Raw genomic sequence first — 17208 nt, 5'->3', positions numbered from 1 at the left:
GGGGGATAGAATCATGCCGACGTCGCACACGAGCAAGGTCTACGAGCACGAGCTACGCACGCTTCGCGAGAAGCTGCTGCTCATGGGCAGCCTCGTCGAGGAGATGATCCAGAAAGGCTCGACCGCGCTCACGACGCGCGACACGGGCCTCGCCAAGGCGACGATCCGGCTCGATCGCCGGATCAACCGCCTCGAGTGCGAGGTCGACGAGCTCTGTATGAGGATCCTCGCGACGCGCCAGCCCGTCGCGTCCGACCTGCGCTTCGTCACCACGGCGCTCAAGATCGTCACCGATCTGGAGCGGGTCGGCGACCTCGTGGTGAACGTCTGCGAGCGCGTGCAGGAGCTCAACGAGGAGCCGCCGCTCGCGCCGGTGGCGGATCTGCAAGGCCTCGCGGACGAGGCGATCGAGGTGGTGCACGAGGCGCTGGACGCGCTGGTCGCCCGCGACTGCGAGCGAGCGAACCAGCTGCTCACGCGCGATGACGTGATCGACGAGCACTACGCCCGCATCTTCCAGGAGGTGCTCCTCGTCATGAGCCGCGACCCGAGCACGGTGTACAGGGCCACCCGCATCCAGTCGATCGCCAAGTACCTGGAGCGCATCGCCGATCACGCGATGAACATCGCCGAGTCGGTCGTCTTCCTCGTCAAGGGGACGGACATCCGGCACCACAACCGCCTGAAGGAGAACGACCCGCTCTCCTCGCCTCCGCCGGCCGGGCTTCGCCTGCGCTAGGCGCCAGCGCCGCCCGGCCGGCGCCTGCGCTAGGGGCCAGCGCTGGCCGGAGGCGCCGTCCCACCGTGGCCGTGGGGTTCCTCGTCGCCGTGCGCGTGCCCGTGGGGCGCCTCGTGCCCGTGCTCGCCGGCGCAGCGGGCGTCCTCCCATCCGACCCAGTAGGGGCCGTCCGGCCCGTGCTCACGCTTCCAGATCGGCAGGCGCTCCTTGATGCGGTCGATGAGCAGGCGGCACCCGCGGAACGCCTCTCCCCGGTGCGGCGCGCTCGCGGCGCAGGCGACGGCGACATCGCCGACGTGGAGCGCGCCCACCCGGTGCGTCGCGGCGACGCGCACGCCAGGGAGCTCTGCGGCGATCTCCGACAGGATCCGCTCGATCTCGGCCTCGGCCATCGTCCCGTAGGCCTCGTACTCCAGCAGCGTGACCGAACGGCCCTCGTTGACGTCGCGCACCACGCCCAGGAACGTGGCGATGCCGCCCGCGCCAGGGTGAGACACCGCGGCGATGAGCTCGTCGAGACCAAGCGGCTCGGCGCGGATCCGGCTCACGGCGCGCTCCGCTGGAAATGGCCGGAGCGGCCCCCGCTCTTCTCGAGGAGCTTGATGTCCGAGATCACCATCTCGCGATCGATCCCCTTGAGCATGTCGTAGATCGTCAAGCACGCGGCGCTCACCGCGACCATGGCCTCCATCTCGACCCCTGTGCGATCCACCGCCTCCGCGGCGGCGGTCACCCGGATCGTCGCGGAGGGCTCGTCCACGTCGAGCGAGACCGAGACGTGCGTGAGCGCGATGCCGTGGCAGAGCGGGATGAGCTCCGGCGTGCGCTTCGCCGCCATGATCCCGGCGATCCGCGCCGCGGCCAGCACGTCGCCCTTCGGCGCGTCGTCGCGCGCGACCCGGGCGATCGTCTCGGGGCGCATCATGACGGCGCCGGACGCGACCGCGCGGCGGTGCGTGACGGGCTTGCCTTCGACAGGCACCATGCGGACCTCGCCGCTCGGAGAGAGGTGAGTCGAGAGCGCTTCGCCCTCGCCGGGTCGATCAGGGGTTCGCGGCATCGCCCCGGAATCTGACACGGCAGCCGTGAGGACCGGAAGCCGAACGTGATCCGGTCCCGCACGGATCCGCCCGCTCCGTCAGCCGCCGATCGCGCGGATCGACACCGCGGAGGCCGTCTCTTCGGTGCAGCCCTTCCAGACCTTGCCGTCCGGCTTGAGGCGCCACGCCTCGTCCAGGCGCAGGCGGATCGCCGCGTGATCGCCGATCTTCGCCTCGCGCGAGGCGTCGACGCCATCGTCGGTGGCGAGGCACGGCCGGAGCACGCCCGTCGAGGAGACGCGCAGGCGATCACAGCTCTCGCAGAACGTGTCGCTGGTGCCCGTGATGAAGCCCACGCGGAGCGACGGATCGCGGCGAGCGCGGACGTACCTGGCCGGGCCGAGGCCGGGCTCGCCGGCCGCCTCCTCCGGGAGGAGGTGCTCGGCGAGGCGCGCCCTCATCTCGGCCGCGGTGACGAGGTGCTTGCCGACGAGCCGAGCGCCCTCGGCGATCGGCATCACCTCGAGGAAGCGCGGCACCATCCGGCGCTCCCAGGCCCACAGCGCGAGCCGCTCGATCTCGTCGTCGTTCACGCCGCGGAGGACCACCGTGTTCAGCTTGATCGGCGAGAAGCCCGCCGCGATCGCGGCGTCGATGCCGTCGAGCACCCGGGCGAGCTCGCCGCCCCGGGTCATCTCGCCGAAGCGCCCGGGATCGAGGGTGTCGATCGAGACGTTCAGCCGGTGCAGCCCGGCGGCGCGCAGCGCCCCGGCGAGCCGCGCGAGCTGCGACGCGTTCGTCGTGAGGGCCAGATCCTCGAAGCCGAGCGCGGCGAGGCACCCGACGATCGACACGATCTCGGGGTGGAGCAGCGGCTCGCCGCCGGTCAGGCGCACCCGCCGGACGCCGGCGTCGCGCAGCGCCTCGAACATGGTGCGCCAGGCGGCCGTCATGAGCTTGCCGTCGGCGTAGCCGTCATGCCGCGACGGGCGGCAGTAGGTACACGCGAAGTCGCACCGATCCGTGACCGAGATGCGCGCGCTCCGCGGCGCGGGCCCCGCGCGCTCGCCAGCTGCCTCGCGGGCGCCGTCGCGGTACGGGATCACGGCGGCGCGTCGGCCAGCGTCTCCGCCGCCGACGAGCGGCAGCGATCGCCGCCGCTGAGCCGATGCGTCGCCCGCATTGCGCGCAGGATCGAGGCCGCCGATAGAAGAAGCCATGGCGCGTCCCTCTCGGGTCCTCTCGCTAGCCGCCCGCCACCGGCGGGATCAGCGCGACCTCGTCACCGAAACCTACAGGATCGCTCGGCGTCGCATAGACGCCGTTCACCGCCACCCGGATGGATCCCTTGTAGGGGCCGAGCCCCGGATAACGAGCACAGACGTGCTCCAGGAGCTCCGCTGCGGTGCAGGGGCCATCCAGCGGCAGCGCCACTTCTCCGGTACCCAGCACATCCCTCGCGCCAGCGAATGCAAGCACGCGTACCGCTGCATCCATCACCGCAACCTAGCATCGCTCCGCGGACCCGACACGACGAACTGCCGCCGAGCGACCTCGGGCCGCCCAGGCGCCTGACCCCTGGCCCCTGGCTCCTGGCTCCTGGCTCCTGGCTCCTGGCGAGATTCGAGTCTACCGGGCCCGGCCGGCACGGCTATCATCGGGCGGCTCACCGTCATGTCGGAAGAAGGCTTTTTACCGGGCACGATCCTGGCCGGTCGCTATCAGGTCCGCCGAGAGCTGGGCCGCGGCGGCATGGGGGTCGTCTATCTCTGCCGCGATCTCGTGATCGACGAGCGCGTGGCCGTGAAGCTGCTCGACCGGCCAGGCGCGGCGGCTCGCCCCGAGGACGCCTGGTGGTTCCAGGAGGAAGCCCGGGCGCTCGCCGGGCTCTCCCATCCGGCGCTCGTCAAGGCCCGCGACTTCGGGGCGCTCACCAACGGGACGCCGTACCTCGTGATGGACGCCGTCCCAGGTCGATCGCTCCACGAGTGGCTCTACCTCGCGCGGCTCGAGGACCCGCTGCCCTGGCCGATCATCTGGAGCGTCATCGACCAGGTGCTCGGCGCGCTGGCGCACGCGCACGCGCGCGGCGTGATCCACGGGGACCTGAAGCCGTCCAACGTCCTCGTCGATCTGCAGCACGGGGGCGAGCCGCCGCTCGTGCACGTGCTCGACCTCGGGCTGGCCTGGCTCATCCAGGACCGGGTCGATCACCGGCTCGACGGCTCCAGGGAGAGCGAACCCACGGTGCGCTGGGGCGCGGGCACCCCGGGCTGGATGGCGCCCGAGCAGATCCGCTTCGCGGCGCCCCACGTGGGACCGCCGACGGACCTCTACGCGCTCGGCTGCATCCTCTACGCCCTGCTCGCCGGCGGCGAGGTCTACGACGGCAACAACGACGAGCTCCTCCAGCAGCACCGGAGCGCGTCGATCCCGGACCTGCCGCTCCCCCCGCCGGTGCCGGGCGACGTCGCGAAGTTCGCGAAGCGGCTGCTCGCGAAGCGGCCCTGGCACCGCTTCGACTTCGCGGGCGACGCGCGGCGGGTGTGGAAGCGGTTCGAGCCACGCAACAACGCGAACGTGACCGCGACGCCGCTGCCGATCGCCCTCCTGACGAGCGGCCGTCTGCCCCCGAGCCGCAAGGAGCTGCTCACGCCCGAGCTCATCGAGCCTCCAGACGACGACCCGCCGCCCTCCGTGACGACCACCGGGCTGCTCGCGCTCCGGCCGAGCCCGTTCGTCGCGCGGACCGGGGAGCGGGCGCGGCTCATGGAGGTCGTGGCCGAGATGGTCGACGCGCCGAAGGCGATGCACCGGTTCGTCCTGCTCGCGGGCGAGGCCGGCGTCGGCAAGAGCCGGCTGGCCGAGTGGCTCTGCGAGGAGGTCCACGAGCGGGCGCTCATGGTGCCGCTCCGCGCGCGCTACCGGCGCATCGCGGCGCCGCTCGACGGCGTGCTCGGCGCGGTGACCCAGCACTACCGGCTGGAGCGGGCCGAGCGCGAGATCGTCGAGAAGGTGCTGATGAACCTCTGGGAGGTCCCGCCCGAGGACGAGGTCGGCAAGACGTGGGTCGCGGCGACCGCCGAGTGGATCAAGCCGTCGCCCCCGGGGAGCGAGGCGGTCGGCCCGACGGGGAAGCGCTTCCGCCTGGATCGCCCCGAGCTCCGCTGGCTGATCATCCGCAAGACGCTGGAGAGGATCGGCCGGGACCGGCCGGTGCTGCTCTGGCTCGACGACCTGCACTACGCCTCGTCGACGACGTTCGAGGGGCTCCTCACGCTCCACCGCGACGCGCCGAACCTGGGCCTGCTCGTCGTGGCGACCGTCAGGAGCGAGGCGGTCGAGTGCGATCCGGTGGCGGCGAGGCGGATCGAGGGGGCGCTCGCGGCCTACGTCGGGGAGCGGCTCGACGTCGCCCCGCTGAACCCCACGCAGACGCACGCGCTGCTCCGGGAGACGCTTCCGCTCGACGACGCGGCGGCCGAGGCGGCGACGGCCCGCAGCAAGGGGAACCCGCTCTTCGCGCTGCAGCTGCTGCACGCGTGGGCGGGCGGCGGGCACCTCCAGCTCCGCGCGGGCAAGTACTTCGTGCCGAGGGCGTCGATGGCCGTGCAGGCGGCGACGACCGCCGACCTCTGGGAAGAGCGCCTCGCGGCGCTGCCCGAGGAGCTCCGCACCGGCGCGCGCGCCGCCGCCGCGCTCGGCGGCGACATCCGGCGCGAGATCCTGCGCGCGCTGCTCACCTCGCTCGATATCTCGGCGGACCGGGCGATCGCGTCCATGCAGCGCGCCCAGATCCTCCTCGCCGTGGGCGATCGCCTGCGCTGGCCGCACGCGCTGCTCCAGGAGCACCTCCTCTCGCAGCTCTTCCTCGAGCCGGACGCGGCCCGCGTGTTCCGCGCCGCCGCCGACGCGCTCGGGGCGCACCCGGCCGCGTCGAGCCGCCGCATCCTCCGGCACCGGGTCGTCAGCCTCCTGCGCGCCGGCGACACCGACGAGGCCGCGGCGCTCATGCACGCGCACGTGGCGGCGCACTGGCAGAGCTCGCGCGACATCGCGGCGACGCTCCGCGATCTCGCCGTGCTCGACGGCAAGCTGCCCGGGGGGAGCGACTCGCGCCCGGGCCTCCGGGGCGGGGTGGACGCGCGGCCCGTGCTGACGGGGACGCGCCTCGGGACGCAGCTGCGCTTCCGCGGCGAGGCGCTGCGGCTGGCGGGGAGGCTCGACGAGGCGCGGCGCGACGCGGAGGACGCGCGGCGCATCTTCGAGCAAGCCGGCGACCGCGAGAATCAGGCGCACTGCCTGCGCCTGCTCGGGCACATCGCGTCGGACCTCGGCGCGGAGGCGCAGGGCCGGCGGCTCGTGGCGCGGGCGCACGCGATCTTCGACGAGATCGGCCACGGCCACGGGCAGGCGCAGTGCGAGGTGCTGCTCGGCGAGATCGACTACCTGCTCGGCGAGCACGCGCGGGCGCGGGCGGTGCTCGCGTCCGGGGCGTCGAGGTTCATGGACGTCGGCGATCGGCTCGGCCGAGCGCAGTGCCTGCTGCTGCAGAGCATGGTCGAGCAGGCCGGGGCGACCTCGGACGCGGCGCGCGCGCTGCTCACGACCGCGCACGCCGATTTCGACGCCATCGGCTACCGGCTCGGGCTCGCGCAGTGCGACCTCGCGCTGTCGCACTCGGACCACCGCGCCGGCAACTTCGAGGCGGCGCGCTCGGGCGCGCTCGGGGCGCGGCAGAGCTTCCGCGACGTCGCGAACCCGCGCGGCGAGGCCGGGTGCGAGCGCCTGCTCTCGATGGTGGCCCTCGACGCGGGCGCGCCGGAGCTCGCCGAGGAGCACGCGCTCGCCGCCGGCAGGCTCTTCGAGCGGCTCGGGGATCCGTGGGGCCTGGTGGAGGCGCGGCTGCTCTTCGCGCAGATCGCGCTCCACCGCGGGGAGGCGGAGCTCGCTCGCGAGCACCTGATGGCGTGCGAGGCGGTGGCGCTCGCGGAGGCGGAGCCCCGGCAGCACCGGCACCTGACGCTCGCCTGGCTCGCGTACCACGAGGGGCGCTTCCACGAGGCGGCGCGCGAGCTCGACGCGGCGCGCGCGGCCTTCAAGGACAGCCGCACCGGAGACCACACGCCGCAGCTCCTCGAGCGCTTCGCGCGGATGGGCTGGCCCAAGCCGGCGGGGGCGCGGATCAGCGGCTGGATGCGCACCCTCGAGAACACCTGAGGCGGAGTCCGGAGACGGGGAGCACCCGCGCACGGCAACTCCCCCCCACGAGAGCTTTCCAAGGGGATCAGAGGCCGTCGATAGCTGACGTTCTCACGAGCTGCGTCGCCGAGCGGGTCTCACCCGCACAGGAGACGGGTCCAGATCGGCGTTTTCGGCGCGCAAGCGCACTCCCGTGCGTTGAGCACCGAAAACGCCGAGATGGGCCCGTATCCGAAGCGGGTGAGCCCCGCTCAAAGAGGGAGCCAGAAGTCGGGGCCGAAGAGTCGGCGCGCGTCCTCGATGGTGCGGAGGGCACGCGGTAGATCGAGCTTCGCTTGGTGCTCGGCCAGCTGCACGACGTAGGGGATCCAGAGCGGCCTGCAGACGACGAGCGCGGCGAGGTGGAACTCCGCCTCCTCGGTCTGGCCGAGATCCATCGCTACGCGCGCCAGGAGGCTGTGCACCGGGACGGGCGACCCGAGCGGCGCGATGGCCGTGGCGCAGCGCCGCACGCTCTCCGCGGCCTCCTCGCTGGGGTGCCGCCGGAACTCCTGGAACGTCTCCTCGAGCTCGTGCTCGTCGCTCACCTGCTCCGGCAAGTGCTGCGCGACGAGCGCCTTCCAGTGATCGACGAACGGCAGATCGGCGAGGGCGCTCGAGCTGTCGGCGTGGGCAAGGAGCATATCGGCCTCCTTCCAGTCGCCAGCCTCTCGGGCGAACTCGAGCCCCGAGACGACCCGAGCCTCTTCGTGGAGCCCAGGCTCCTTCGTCAGGAGCCAGCGCTGCCAGTAGAGCGCGCCCCGGAAGGCCACGCGCGCGAGCGGCTCTTTGTCGTCCGCACGCATCTGCAGCGCCATATCCAGGAGCGCACCCTTGTGCCGCTGCACGTCGTCGACGACGAGGCTCGCTGGCCAAGCACAGAGCCCGCACGCCTCGGAGATCATCGCACCCCCCCTCGCACCGCGCGAGAGCTGCCTGCCGACAGGCAGCGCAGAAGGAACCCCCCGCGATACAGACCAACGCTACCACGGCGCCCGCGGCACGCGAGAGGTCGTCGCCAGCGGGTGGCAGGCAGACAACATCGACGAAGATAACAGCGCTCGAATGCCACCGCCCGAGCGGCCTGCACCGGGACGGATCCCGGACCAGGGAGACGACGACAACAACCCCCCGCGCCGAGCCGCTCGCGGGCTCATGGACCTCGATCTCCACCGAGGCTTCCTGCACAATGCGCCGCTGGCGGCAGCGGCAGAGAGGGGGTGTCGGCGGCCGCTCGAGGTGCTGATTGGCGATCGAGATCGAGAGGACAACGCGGCGGCACGGCGCTCCTGACCCCCTGCGGCGCCCACGATGAGCCAGCCTGATCTGCACCGCGCCGCATTCGATGCGGCCGAAGACGCGATCCTCCTCCTGGAGAACGGCCGCGTGATCGACGCCAACCCGAGCGCGATCCGGCTGCTCGCGGGATCCGCGGACGGCCTCGTCGGACGGGAGCTCGCGGACCTCGCGCCGCTCCTGCAGCCCGACGGACAGGCCTCCGCCGAACGCCTCGCGCAGCGGCTCGACGCGGCGGGCCGGGGCGAGCCGCAGCGGTTTCGGTGGCTCTACCGGCGCCCGGGCGGGGACTTCATCCAGGCCGACACGCAGATCGCGCAGCTCGCCCTCGCTGACCGCGCAGGGCCGATCCTGCGCGCGGTCGTGCGCGAAGAGGACAAGGAGCAGCGGCGGCTCTACGCGCTCGCCGTCGACATGCTCGGCGCCGCGACGCTCGACGGGCGGTTCAAGGAGCTCAGCCCCTCGTGGGAGCGCACGCTCGGGTTCAGCCGCCAGGAGCTGATGGCGCGGCCCTACCTCGAGTTCATCCACCCCGAGGACAAGGCGCGCACCCTCTCGGAGACAGACACGTTCTCGACGGGCGCGCAGACGATCACCTACGAGAACCGCTTCCTCTGCAAGGACGGCTCGTACCGGTGGCTCGAGTGGAACGCGATGCTCGCGCTCGACGAGGGGCTCGTCTACTTCGTCGCCCGCGACGTCACGCGGCGCAAGACCGCCGAGATTTCGCTCCGTGAGTCCGAGGAGAAGCTGCGGGCGCTGTACGACGGCATCCCGCACTACCTGGTCGTCGTCGACAAGGGCGCGCGCATCGTCTCGGTGAACCGGCCGTATCCCGGGGTCCGGGAGGAGAGCATCATCGGCCGGAGCCTCTACGATTTCACGTCGCCGGAGTACCACGACACGGTGAGGGAGGCGCTCCAGACGGTGCTCCGGGAGGGAGGCCGCGCGAGCTACGAGGTGGTCGGCCTCGGGGTGAACGGCGGGCGGGCGTGGTACGCGAACCACGTCAGCGCGATCCGGGGGGTGGACGAGGTCACGAACGCGCTCATCGTGGGGGAGAACATCACCGAGCGCCGGCGCGCCGAGGAGCAGCGCCGGGAGAGCGAGGCGCGCTTCCACGCGGCCGTCGAGGCCAGCATGGACGCGTTCCTCACGCTGGCCTCCCGCCGCGACGACAGCGAGGAGATCGCCGACTTCGTGATCACGGGGCTCAACGCGCGCGCCGCGACGATGCTGTCGTCGATGCCGCGCGAGCAGCTCCTCGGTCAGCGCCTCTCGGAGCTCGTCCACTCGGTCGAGGCCGGCGTCCTCCGCGAGCGGTGCCTGCGCTGCCTCCGGAAGGGGGCGCCGATCGAGGAGGAGATCCGCCTGCCCGCGCCGAACGCCCAGGCGTCGCGCCCGAGCGTCTGGGTGCACCACCAGATCGTGCCGATCCAGGGCGGCGTCGCCGTGACGATGCGGGACACCACCGAGCGCAAGCGGCTCGAAGATCAGCTGCGCCAGTCGATCGAGCGCCTCGAGGTGTACGCCGAGGAGCTGGAAGGCAAGAACCGGATGCTCGCCGCGGAGAACGCCGAACGCGAGCGGACCGCGAGCGTCCTGCGCCAGCAGCAGGAGGCGATCCGCGCGCTGTCGACGCCGATCATCCAGGCGTGGGAGGGCGTCCTCGTGCTGCCGATCATCGGCGCGCTCGACCGCGTCCGGGCCACGGACGTCATGGAGAAGCTGCTCGGGGAGATCGTCCGCACGCAGGCCCACTTCGCCGTGCTCGATCTGACCGGCGTGGAGGACGTGGACACGCCGACGGTCGACCACCTGTTCCAGGTGGCCCGGGCCGCGAGCCTGCTCGGCAGCCGCTGCCTCGTCTCCGGGATCTCCCCCGGGGTCGCGCAGGCCATCGTGACGCTCGGCAGCGACGCGCGGACGCTCGAGACCTTCGGCGCGCTGGAGGACGCCCTGCGCCACGCGCTGGTCGTGTCCGGCGCCCGGCTGCCGAGCGCGCGCGGCAAGTCGCGGTAGCGGCGGCCTCCCTACGCGTCGTCGGCCGCGAGCTCGTCGTGGAGCTCCCGGGCGCGCGCCGCGTGGCGCACCGCCGCGGCGCCCTCGCCCATCGCGGCGGCGTGCGCCGCGGCGCGGTCGTACGCCGCCGCGGCCGCCCGCAGATCGCCGCCCCGCTCGTAGTGATGGGCGAGGAGGGCGGCCCCCTCGTCGCGCGCCTCCACGCTCGACGCGCGGTGCTCGATCCAGTCGGCGACGAGCAGGTGGATCCGCCGGCGGATCTTGAGGCTCAGCATCTCGTAGGCGACCTCGCACGTCGCCTGCTCCACGAACACGTACTCGCGCTCGCCGGGGAACGACGCGGGGGAGCGGAGCCGGATCAGCTGGCGCTCGCAGAGGCGCGCGAGCAGCTCGGCGGTGGACGCGCTGCCCCCGTGGCGCACCGAGAACGGCGGATCGAGATCCTGGAGCTCCGCGAGGATGCGCTCGCTCGACATCGGCGAGCGCGCCTGCGGGGCGTCGTTCCGGAGCCGCTCGACCGCGCCCTCCCAGAAGGTCCGGCCGACGACCGCCGCCTGCGCGAGGAGGCCGCGCGCGCCTTCGTCCAGGCGGTCGAGGCGCGCCTGGACCACGCCGTGCACCGCCGGCGGCAGGCTCAGCGCGCCGAGCGCGTCGTCACGGACGTGCCACGCGCCGTCCTGGGCCTCGATGGCGCCGGCGTCCACGAGGAGGTGGAGGGTCTCCTCCACGGTTCGCGGGTTGCCCTCGGAGCGCTCGGCGATCGCGCGCACGAGCTCGTGGTCGAGCGCGGAGGCGCCGCGGAGCCGATCCCGGATCATCTCCTCCGCGTGCCGCCGCGCGAGCGGCGACGCGTCGACGCGGACGTACGCTTCCTTCCCGACGCCCCAGTCCGGGCGGCGCTCGTAGAGCTCGGGGCGCGCGGTGCACACCATGCAGAGCGGCAGCCCCTCGGCGTGCGCCACGAGCTCCTCGACGAGGTCGAGCGTCGCGTCGTCGGCCCACTGCAGGTCGTCGCACACGATCACCATCGGCGTCCGCTCGAGCGCGAAGGCGACGAGGAGCGCGAGCGCGGAGGCGATCCGGCGCCTCGCCAGCACGCTGCCGCGCGCCGCGGCCTCGAGGAGCCCGGCGGGCGCAGGCCGCGCGCCAAGGATGGCCGCCAGCCGGGCGAGGATCTCCTCGAGGTCGCTGCCCCCGCTCGGCCTCGACAGCGAGGGGGACGGATCGAGCTCGTCGTCGTCCTCGTACCGCGCCGCCCCGGCTCCCCTGCGCCCGCTGACGGTCGAGCTGATCGGCCCTCGGAGCGGGACGGACGACGCGCGGGTCACGATGGGCGACGCGCCCCCGAGCGCGGCGGCCCTGGCCCCCGCGCCGGCGGCCTCCCGCTCGGCGCGTACGCGGGCGCGCGCGGCGCGCAGTCGGATCCAGCGCAGGCCGCGGCGCAGCTTGCGCAGGATGACCTGGGCCGGATCGGCCTCGTGGATCCCGAACCAGCGGCGGAGCAGCGCGCCGGCCAGGCCATAGCTCGAATCCTGCGCGAGCGCCGAGCACTGCGCCGACAAGACGAGCAGCCCCCCGGGCGGCGCGAGCGCGTACCCTCGCTCCGAGGAGGGCGCGCCGCCTCCGGCGCCGCCGTCGCGGAGGCCCGCCAAGAGCTCTGCGAGCATCCGCGTCCGTCCCACGCCGGGCGCGCCGACCAGCGTGATGAGGCGCGGCCGCCGCTCGTGGAAGGCGGTCTCGACGAGATCACACAGGCGCTGCATCTCCGCGCCGCGCCCGACGAGGCGCGTCGAGAGCCCATGGAAATCGGGCGGCACGAACGCGTGGTGGAGCGGCGCCTCGCCGAGCACCCGGTAGATCGGCGGCGCCGCGCCGTGCGCGGTGGACGCCGGCGGCGCCCGGACCGCGCCGGCGCTCGCGCCCGCGTCGATCGGCTCGACGTGGAAGCGCCCGAGGACGAGGCGGTGGGTGTCGCGGCCGATCACGATCGCGCCGCGCGGCGCGAGCTGCTGCAGGTGCCCCGCGCCGTCGACCGCGTCGCCGATGACGGCGAGATCTTGCCGCGCCGAGCCCCCGGCGCCGACGAAGGCCCGCCCCGTCGCGATCCCGAACCGCACCGAGAGGCGGACCGATCGCGCAGCGCGCGGCAGCGTGAGGCGCGGGATCGCGGCCTGCGCGCCGAGCGCCGCGACGATCGCTCGCTCGGCGTCGCTGTCCGTCGAGCGAGGGACGCCGAAGACCGCCATGACGCGCCCGCCGATCGGCCGCTCGACGATCCCGTGCAGCTGCTCGACGTGCTCCGCGAGCACCTGATAACAGCGGTCGACGACGTCCTTGACGTCCTCGGGATCGAGCCGCGACGAGAGCGCGGTCGCCTCGGACAGATCGGCGAACAGGACGGTGCAGACCCGGTGCTCACCGCCCTCGAACGGCAGCGCGGCCCGGGTCCGCGGCGAGCCGCGATCGGAGCTCACGCTCCCCCTCATGCCGCTGCTGTCCGGCGCCCGCCACGGCGTCGACGACGGCGGCAGCGACGGCGGCGGGACGGACAGCGCCGGCGGCGGCGGCAGCGGCGGCAGGTGGACGGCGGCGAGGTCGAGCAGCCCGTCATCCGCGTCGTCGTTCGCGTCGCCCGGGCCGAAGGCGGGCGCGCGCAGGGTGTCGCGCGCCACGACGACGACGCTGGAGCGGTGGGCGGCCTCCAGGGCGGCCCACATCTCGCCGAGGTTGTGGAACCGCTGCGAGGGGTTGATCGCGAGCGCGCGGCCGAGGACCGCCTCGACGTCGGCGTTCGCGTTCACCCCGCGGGCGCGGAAGCTCGGCCGGATCGCCTCGTCGCTCGAGGCGACGAAGAGCTGGATGACGTCGCCGCCCGAGAGGGCGGGCTGACCGCTCGCGACCTCGACGAGGATGAGGGCCATCGCATAGACGTCGGTCCAGGGCCCTGTCGCGCCGAACCGCGGGCTGAACTGCTCGGGCGCGCCGTACTGCGGCGTGAAGGCGCGGAACGTTCGTCCCGTCTGGACGAGCGCCTCTGCGAACGTCGGCGTCTCGGAGAAGACCTTGGCGAGCCCGAAGTCGAGCACCTTCATGCGGTCGCCGAGCAGGAACAGGTTGGCCGGCTTGACGTCGCGGTGAGACACGTTCTCGTCGTGGGCGACGGCGAGGGCGGAGGCGACGGGCGCGAGGAGCCGGATCGCGTCGCCGAGGCTCCTCGACGGGAGCTTCTCGGCGCTGCGGCGCTTGAGATCCTGCTCGAGCGTCTCGCCCTCCAGCCACTCCATGACGATGTACGGCGTCCATGGCCCCTTCGGAGCGGCGGCGGCGCCGATGTCGAGCGCCTGGACGATGCCCATCGTCCGGCGTGAGAGCTGGTGGAGCAGGCGCGCCTCCTCGCGGAACTTGGCGAGGAAACCGTCCTGCTGGTCAGGGCTTAGACCCGCGGGGATCTTGAGACATTTGACGGCGACCGGCGAATCGAAGCCGAGGTGCCGGGCCCGGTAAACGACGCCGAACGCTCCCTCGCCCGCCAGCGCCTCGACGGCGAACTGGCCGTCGATGATCGACCCCACCCAGCCGAACGGGTCGCTGGCCTGCATCGTTGCCTAGGCTACCTGTTGCGCCGAACCCCGAGCAAGAGAAGCAACGGCCGCGGGCGAGGGGATGTGCGAGGCGGGGCGCGCGTGGGGCCCCGCCGAACTCGCGGCTCCAAGGAGGAAAAAGGGCCATGACGGCCGCAGCGGGCGACTGGCATGGAGCCATCTCCGCTAGCCGGGTAACGGAGGCAGGAGATGCGAGCTCGACAGCACCGCTCCCCCTACATGCGCGCCATGGCGGTGAGCAGCCGCCCGGCGGCGCAAACGCGCCGCGCTCAACGCAAGTTCGCCATCGCGATGACCTGTCGGCCCAGGACACCAACCATAGAAGAGAGACGTTCGCCCAGCAGCCCAGGACTCCTGCCCAGCAACCGGAGGAGCTCCGACAGCAAATCAAGCGCAGCCGCTCCCGGCCATCCTGCCAACGAACGCTACGCGCTCCCCGCGCTGCCGGACGCGCGCCGCATCGCTTCGCCGTCGACCGCCGCGGACGGCGGCGCCATCCTGAACGCATGAACTTCCTGCTTCATCGCCACCTCGCCGCGCGCGACCTCGGCTCGGCCGCCGCGGGTGCGGCGGCGATGCTCCCGGACCTCTGGCGCATGGCCGACCGGCGCGTCAGGCCCTCCCGCGCGCCCGATCGCCCCGCCGCCCCGCCGCCCCGCCTCGCCGAGGTGCTGGCCGGCATCGACCACCACGTCGCCGTCGACCGCTGGTTCCACGCCGCCCCCGTCTTCGTGGAGGGCGAACGCCGCCTCGCCGCCGCGTTGCGCGCCGCCTCGCTCGGCGCGCCGCGGCTCGCGCTCTTCGCCCACGTGCTCTGGGAGATGTGCCTCGACGGCGCGCTCGTCCGCAGGATCGGCCTCGCGCCCCTCCTCGACGACCTCCGCGCCGGCCTCGAGGCCATCGACGGCGCCCCGACCGAGGCCGCCGCCTCGATCCACCACTTCCAGCAGCGCGCCCCCTCCCCCGCCGGCGCCCTCGCCGATCGCGCCGCCTTCGAGTCGCGGCTCCGTCGCATCTGCGACGAGCTCACCCGCGGCCCCTGGATCGCCGGCTACCAGGACGGCGCCGGCCTCGTTCTTCGCCTCTCAGGCGTGCGCGCGCGCTTCGGCATGCCCCCCTTCACCCCGGACCAGCACGCCCGCCTGGCCGCGCTCCTCGACGCCCTCGCCGTCTCCGCAGACGAGGCGCTGATCGACCTCATCCACACCGCGCCCATGCACTGAAGCGCCCCCTCGTCCCTCATTCATCCATCAATGACGACGCCCGCCTCACTCACTCGTGGACGATGATTGTGGTTCCTTCGCCCAGCTCCTCGCCTGTGTTGATCGCGTGCCATCCGGGCGGCACCGGGGGATCGGTCCACAGGAACAGCCGGTGGGCGTCGATGGGCGCCAGGTTGATGCAGCCGTGGCTGCGCGGCGTGCCGAAGACGTCGTGCCAGTACGCTGCGTGGAGCGCGTAGCCGCTCGCGAAGTACTGGATGTACGGCACGTCCTTGAGGGCGTAGGTCCCCTCGCCTCGGCGCCGCGTCACGCCGTACTCCCCGTCGCCCTTCCGGGGGACCACCTTCTCGCCTGCCGCGGGCTTCGCCGCCGCGCTCGCGCCGGGCTTCTTCGAGGCGCGCTCCTTCGAGGAGCCGCCCTTCTCCGGCTTCGCGCCGCGCGAGGCCGACGGCGCGTCGGCGGTCGTCTCCGCGCGGCCGCCGACGCTCGACGACTCGTTCGAGTCCATCGTCGCCGTGATGTGCTTGTTGCGGATGCGGAAGACGCCGCGCACCGTCGCGGTCGTGGTCTTGGGATCGGCCACCCCGGCCTGGCCGGTCGAGACCAGCGTGGCGTAGACCGGGCGCTTGCCCTCCCAGAGGACCAGCGTCTGGTGCGTGATCGACACCTCGATCCACTTCTCGCCCTTCTCGGCGGCCTCAGGCCACGCCGACGGCGCGACCGCGATCCCGACGTCCAGCTGGCTCACGTACCGCTGGTCCCGGGTGCGGTAGTACTTCACGCCCTCGATCCGGCGCATCCTGCCGGTCAGCGGGACGATGTCCCGGAACGGCAGCTCCTTGCCCGGCGTCGCCTTGTCGCCCTGGATCTGGACGTCGCGAGCGCCCCGCGCGCGGACGAAGGCGAGCGGCAGCGTGAGCGCATCGGTCAGCTCGACGCCGTGCCAGGGAGAGCCGGTGTCGGGCTTGATCTTCGTCGCAGGCGCGAGCCGCAGATCGGTCGTGATCGCGAAACGCCGGCTCAGCGCCTCCGGTCCGGTCGCGAACGATCCGATCAGCGACAGCCCGGTGAAGCGCCGCGCGCGATCGGCGAAGACTGCGTAGTCCGGGACCTTGAAGTCGCTGATGTTGCGGATGAGGCGCTTGCCGCCCTCGAGCCAGAACGGGATCGGGTCGCCGTCCCCTTCCCCGCCGAGCAGCGCGCCCTCGCCGAGCTCGAGCGAGTTCTTCCCCAGGCCGAGCTCGCCGAGCTGCTTGCCCGGAAGCGGCACGCCGCGCGCGTCGATCGCCACGTCGTTCGCGCCGAGGATGACCCGCTGCACGGTCGCTTTGTTCTCCTCGAACCACGACAGGTGCTCGTCGAGCTTGAACTCCGATTTGCGCTGCTCCTCGGCGGTGGGGACGCGCAGGTAGAGCGGCAGCACCGCGCGGACGAAGGCGTACCGGTACGGGAGCGCGGTCCTCAGGTTCGGCCCGGGGCCGGCGGCCTTGAGGATCGGGTCGTTCAGGTCGAGCGTCGCCTCCTCACCCACGCAGAGGTAGCCGCTGGGCTCGATCGCGTACCAGCCGCCCGGACAGCCCGCGGTGCCGGCGGGCTCGGCGGAGCGGGGCACCCTGGAGCCGACGCGCAGGTACCCGAGCTTCTTCGACGTGTCGCGCGGCTCCTTGTAGACGGTCGCCACGAAGGCCGTCACGCCGAGCAGCGGCTTGTCGCTCGGCGGCCACGCGGGCGCCGCGAGCTCCGCGGGCGCGGCCTGCCCGTCGATCGCCGTGAGCGCCGCGGGGGCCGCGTCGGCGCCCGCAGGGGCCACGGCCCCCGCGTCCGCCGGGACGTCCGCGGGCTTGCGACAGCCGCACGCCGCCGCCGTGAGCGCCGCGAGGTGCGCGAGACAGAGAGCGAGGCGCGCCGCGCGCCGCGCGCCGTGAGGCTTCCCGGAGGACAGCAGGGCGCCCATGCGGGCGTACTTGCCAAAATCGGCGCGCGACGAAAAGCCCAAAACACGCGGCTGGCGCGCGCCGGCGCTGGTTCCTCGGGGCTCCGCCCCG

At 73.2% G+C, this 17208-nt stretch carries 11 protein-coding genes; 4 read left to right on the top strand and 7 right to left on the bottom strand.

All coding sequences use genetic code 11. The annotated features are described in order from the left end of the window. Positions 1–13: 13 nt before the first annotated feature. Positions 14–739, top strand: a complete 726-nt coding sequence (gene phoU / locus WME73_RS16600) for a phosphate signaling complex protein PhoU (RefSeq protein ID WP_044964959.1) — start codon at positions 14–16, stop codon at positions 737–739. 29 nt (positions 740–768) lie between these two features. Here phoU and WME73_RS16595 read toward each other — a convergent pair whose 3' ends face one another. The 4 genes from WME73_RS16595 to WME73_RS16580 form a co-directional block, all read right to left on the bottom strand. Then, positions 769–1287: a molybdenum cofactor biosynthesis protein MoaE gene (locus WME73_RS16595; RefSeq protein WP_437916316.1), complete on the bottom strand. Its 519-nt coding sequence runs from the start codon at positions 1285–1287 to the stop codon at positions 769–771. Beyond that, positions 1284–1799 (bottom strand): cyclic pyranopterin monophosphate synthase MoaC, encoded by a 516-nt coding sequence (moaC, locus tag WME73_RS16590; RefSeq protein ID WP_437916315.1) that lies wholly within the window; start codon positions 1797–1799, stop codon positions 1284–1286. The genes WME73_RS16595 and moaC overlap by 4 nt, the downstream gene beginning before the upstream one ends. A 78-nt stretch (positions 1800–1877) precedes the next feature. Continuing rightward, positions 1878–2999: a GTP 3',8-cyclase MoaA gene (locus tag WME73_RS16585; protein ID WP_437746419.1), complete on the bottom strand. Its 1122-nt coding sequence runs from the start codon at positions 2997–2999 to the stop codon at positions 1878–1880. Between the two features lie 25 nt (positions 3000–3024). Further along, positions 3025–3276, bottom strand: coding sequence for a MoaD/ThiS family protein (locus tag WME73_RS16580; protein WP_437916314.1), 252 nt, complete (start codon positions 3274–3276; stop codon positions 3025–3027). A 177-nt stretch (positions 3277–3453) separates the two neighbouring features. Here WME73_RS16580 and WME73_RS16575 point away from each other — a divergent pair, with 177 nt between their 5' ends. Then, on the top strand, positions 3454–6999 hold the full coding sequence (locus WME73_RS16575) for a protein kinase domain-containing protein (RefSeq protein WP_437746418.1): 3546 nt from the start codon (positions 3454–3456) through the stop codon (positions 6997–6999). Positions 7000–7232: 233 nt separating this feature from the next. Here WME73_RS16575 and WME73_RS16570 read toward each other — a convergent pair whose 3' ends face one another. Further along, positions 7233–7925, bottom strand: a complete 693-nt coding sequence (locus tag WME73_RS16570) for a hypothetical protein (RefSeq protein ID WP_437746417.1) — start codon at positions 7923–7925, stop codon at positions 7233–7235. 406 nt (positions 7926–8331) lie between these two features. Between WME73_RS16570 and WME73_RS16565 the strand changes: the two genes are divergently transcribed. Continuing rightward, positions 8332–10338, top strand: coding sequence for a PAS domain S-box protein (locus WME73_RS16565; protein ID WP_437916313.1), 2007 nt, complete (start codon positions 8332–8334; stop codon positions 10336–10338). 11 nt (positions 10339–10349) lie between these two features. Here WME73_RS16565 and WME73_RS16560 read toward each other — a convergent pair whose 3' ends face one another. After that, positions 10350–13937 (bottom strand): protein kinase domain-containing protein, encoded by a 3588-nt coding sequence (locus WME73_RS16560; RefSeq protein WP_437746415.1) that lies wholly within the window; start codon positions 13935–13937, stop codon positions 10350–10352. Between the two features lie 509 nt (positions 13938–14446). On the opposite strand from WME73_RS16560, the gene WME73_RS16555 reads away from it, so the two are divergent. Next, positions 14447–15163, top strand: a complete 717-nt coding sequence (locus WME73_RS16555; RefSeq protein WP_437746414.1) for a hypothetical protein — start codon at positions 14447–14449, stop codon at positions 15161–15163. Positions 15164–15212: 49 nt separating this feature from the next. Here WME73_RS16555 and WME73_RS16550 read toward each other — a convergent pair whose 3' ends face one another. After that, complete coding sequence (locus WME73_RS16550; protein WP_437916312.1) at positions 15213–17117, bottom strand: L,D-transpeptidase; 1905 nt, start codon at positions 17115–17117, stop codon at positions 15213–15215. Positions 17118–17208: the final 91 nt, after the last annotated feature.

The organism is Sorangium sp. So ce302 (genome assembly GCF_051530145.1).
In the GTDB taxonomy this organism is placed as follows: Bacteria; Myxococcota_A; Polyangia; order Polyangiales; family Polyangiaceae; genus Sorangium; species Sorangium cellulosum_B.
The sequence above is the reverse complement of the archived record's forward strand: the minus strand, read 5'-3'. Positions and strand labels throughout refer to the sequence as shown.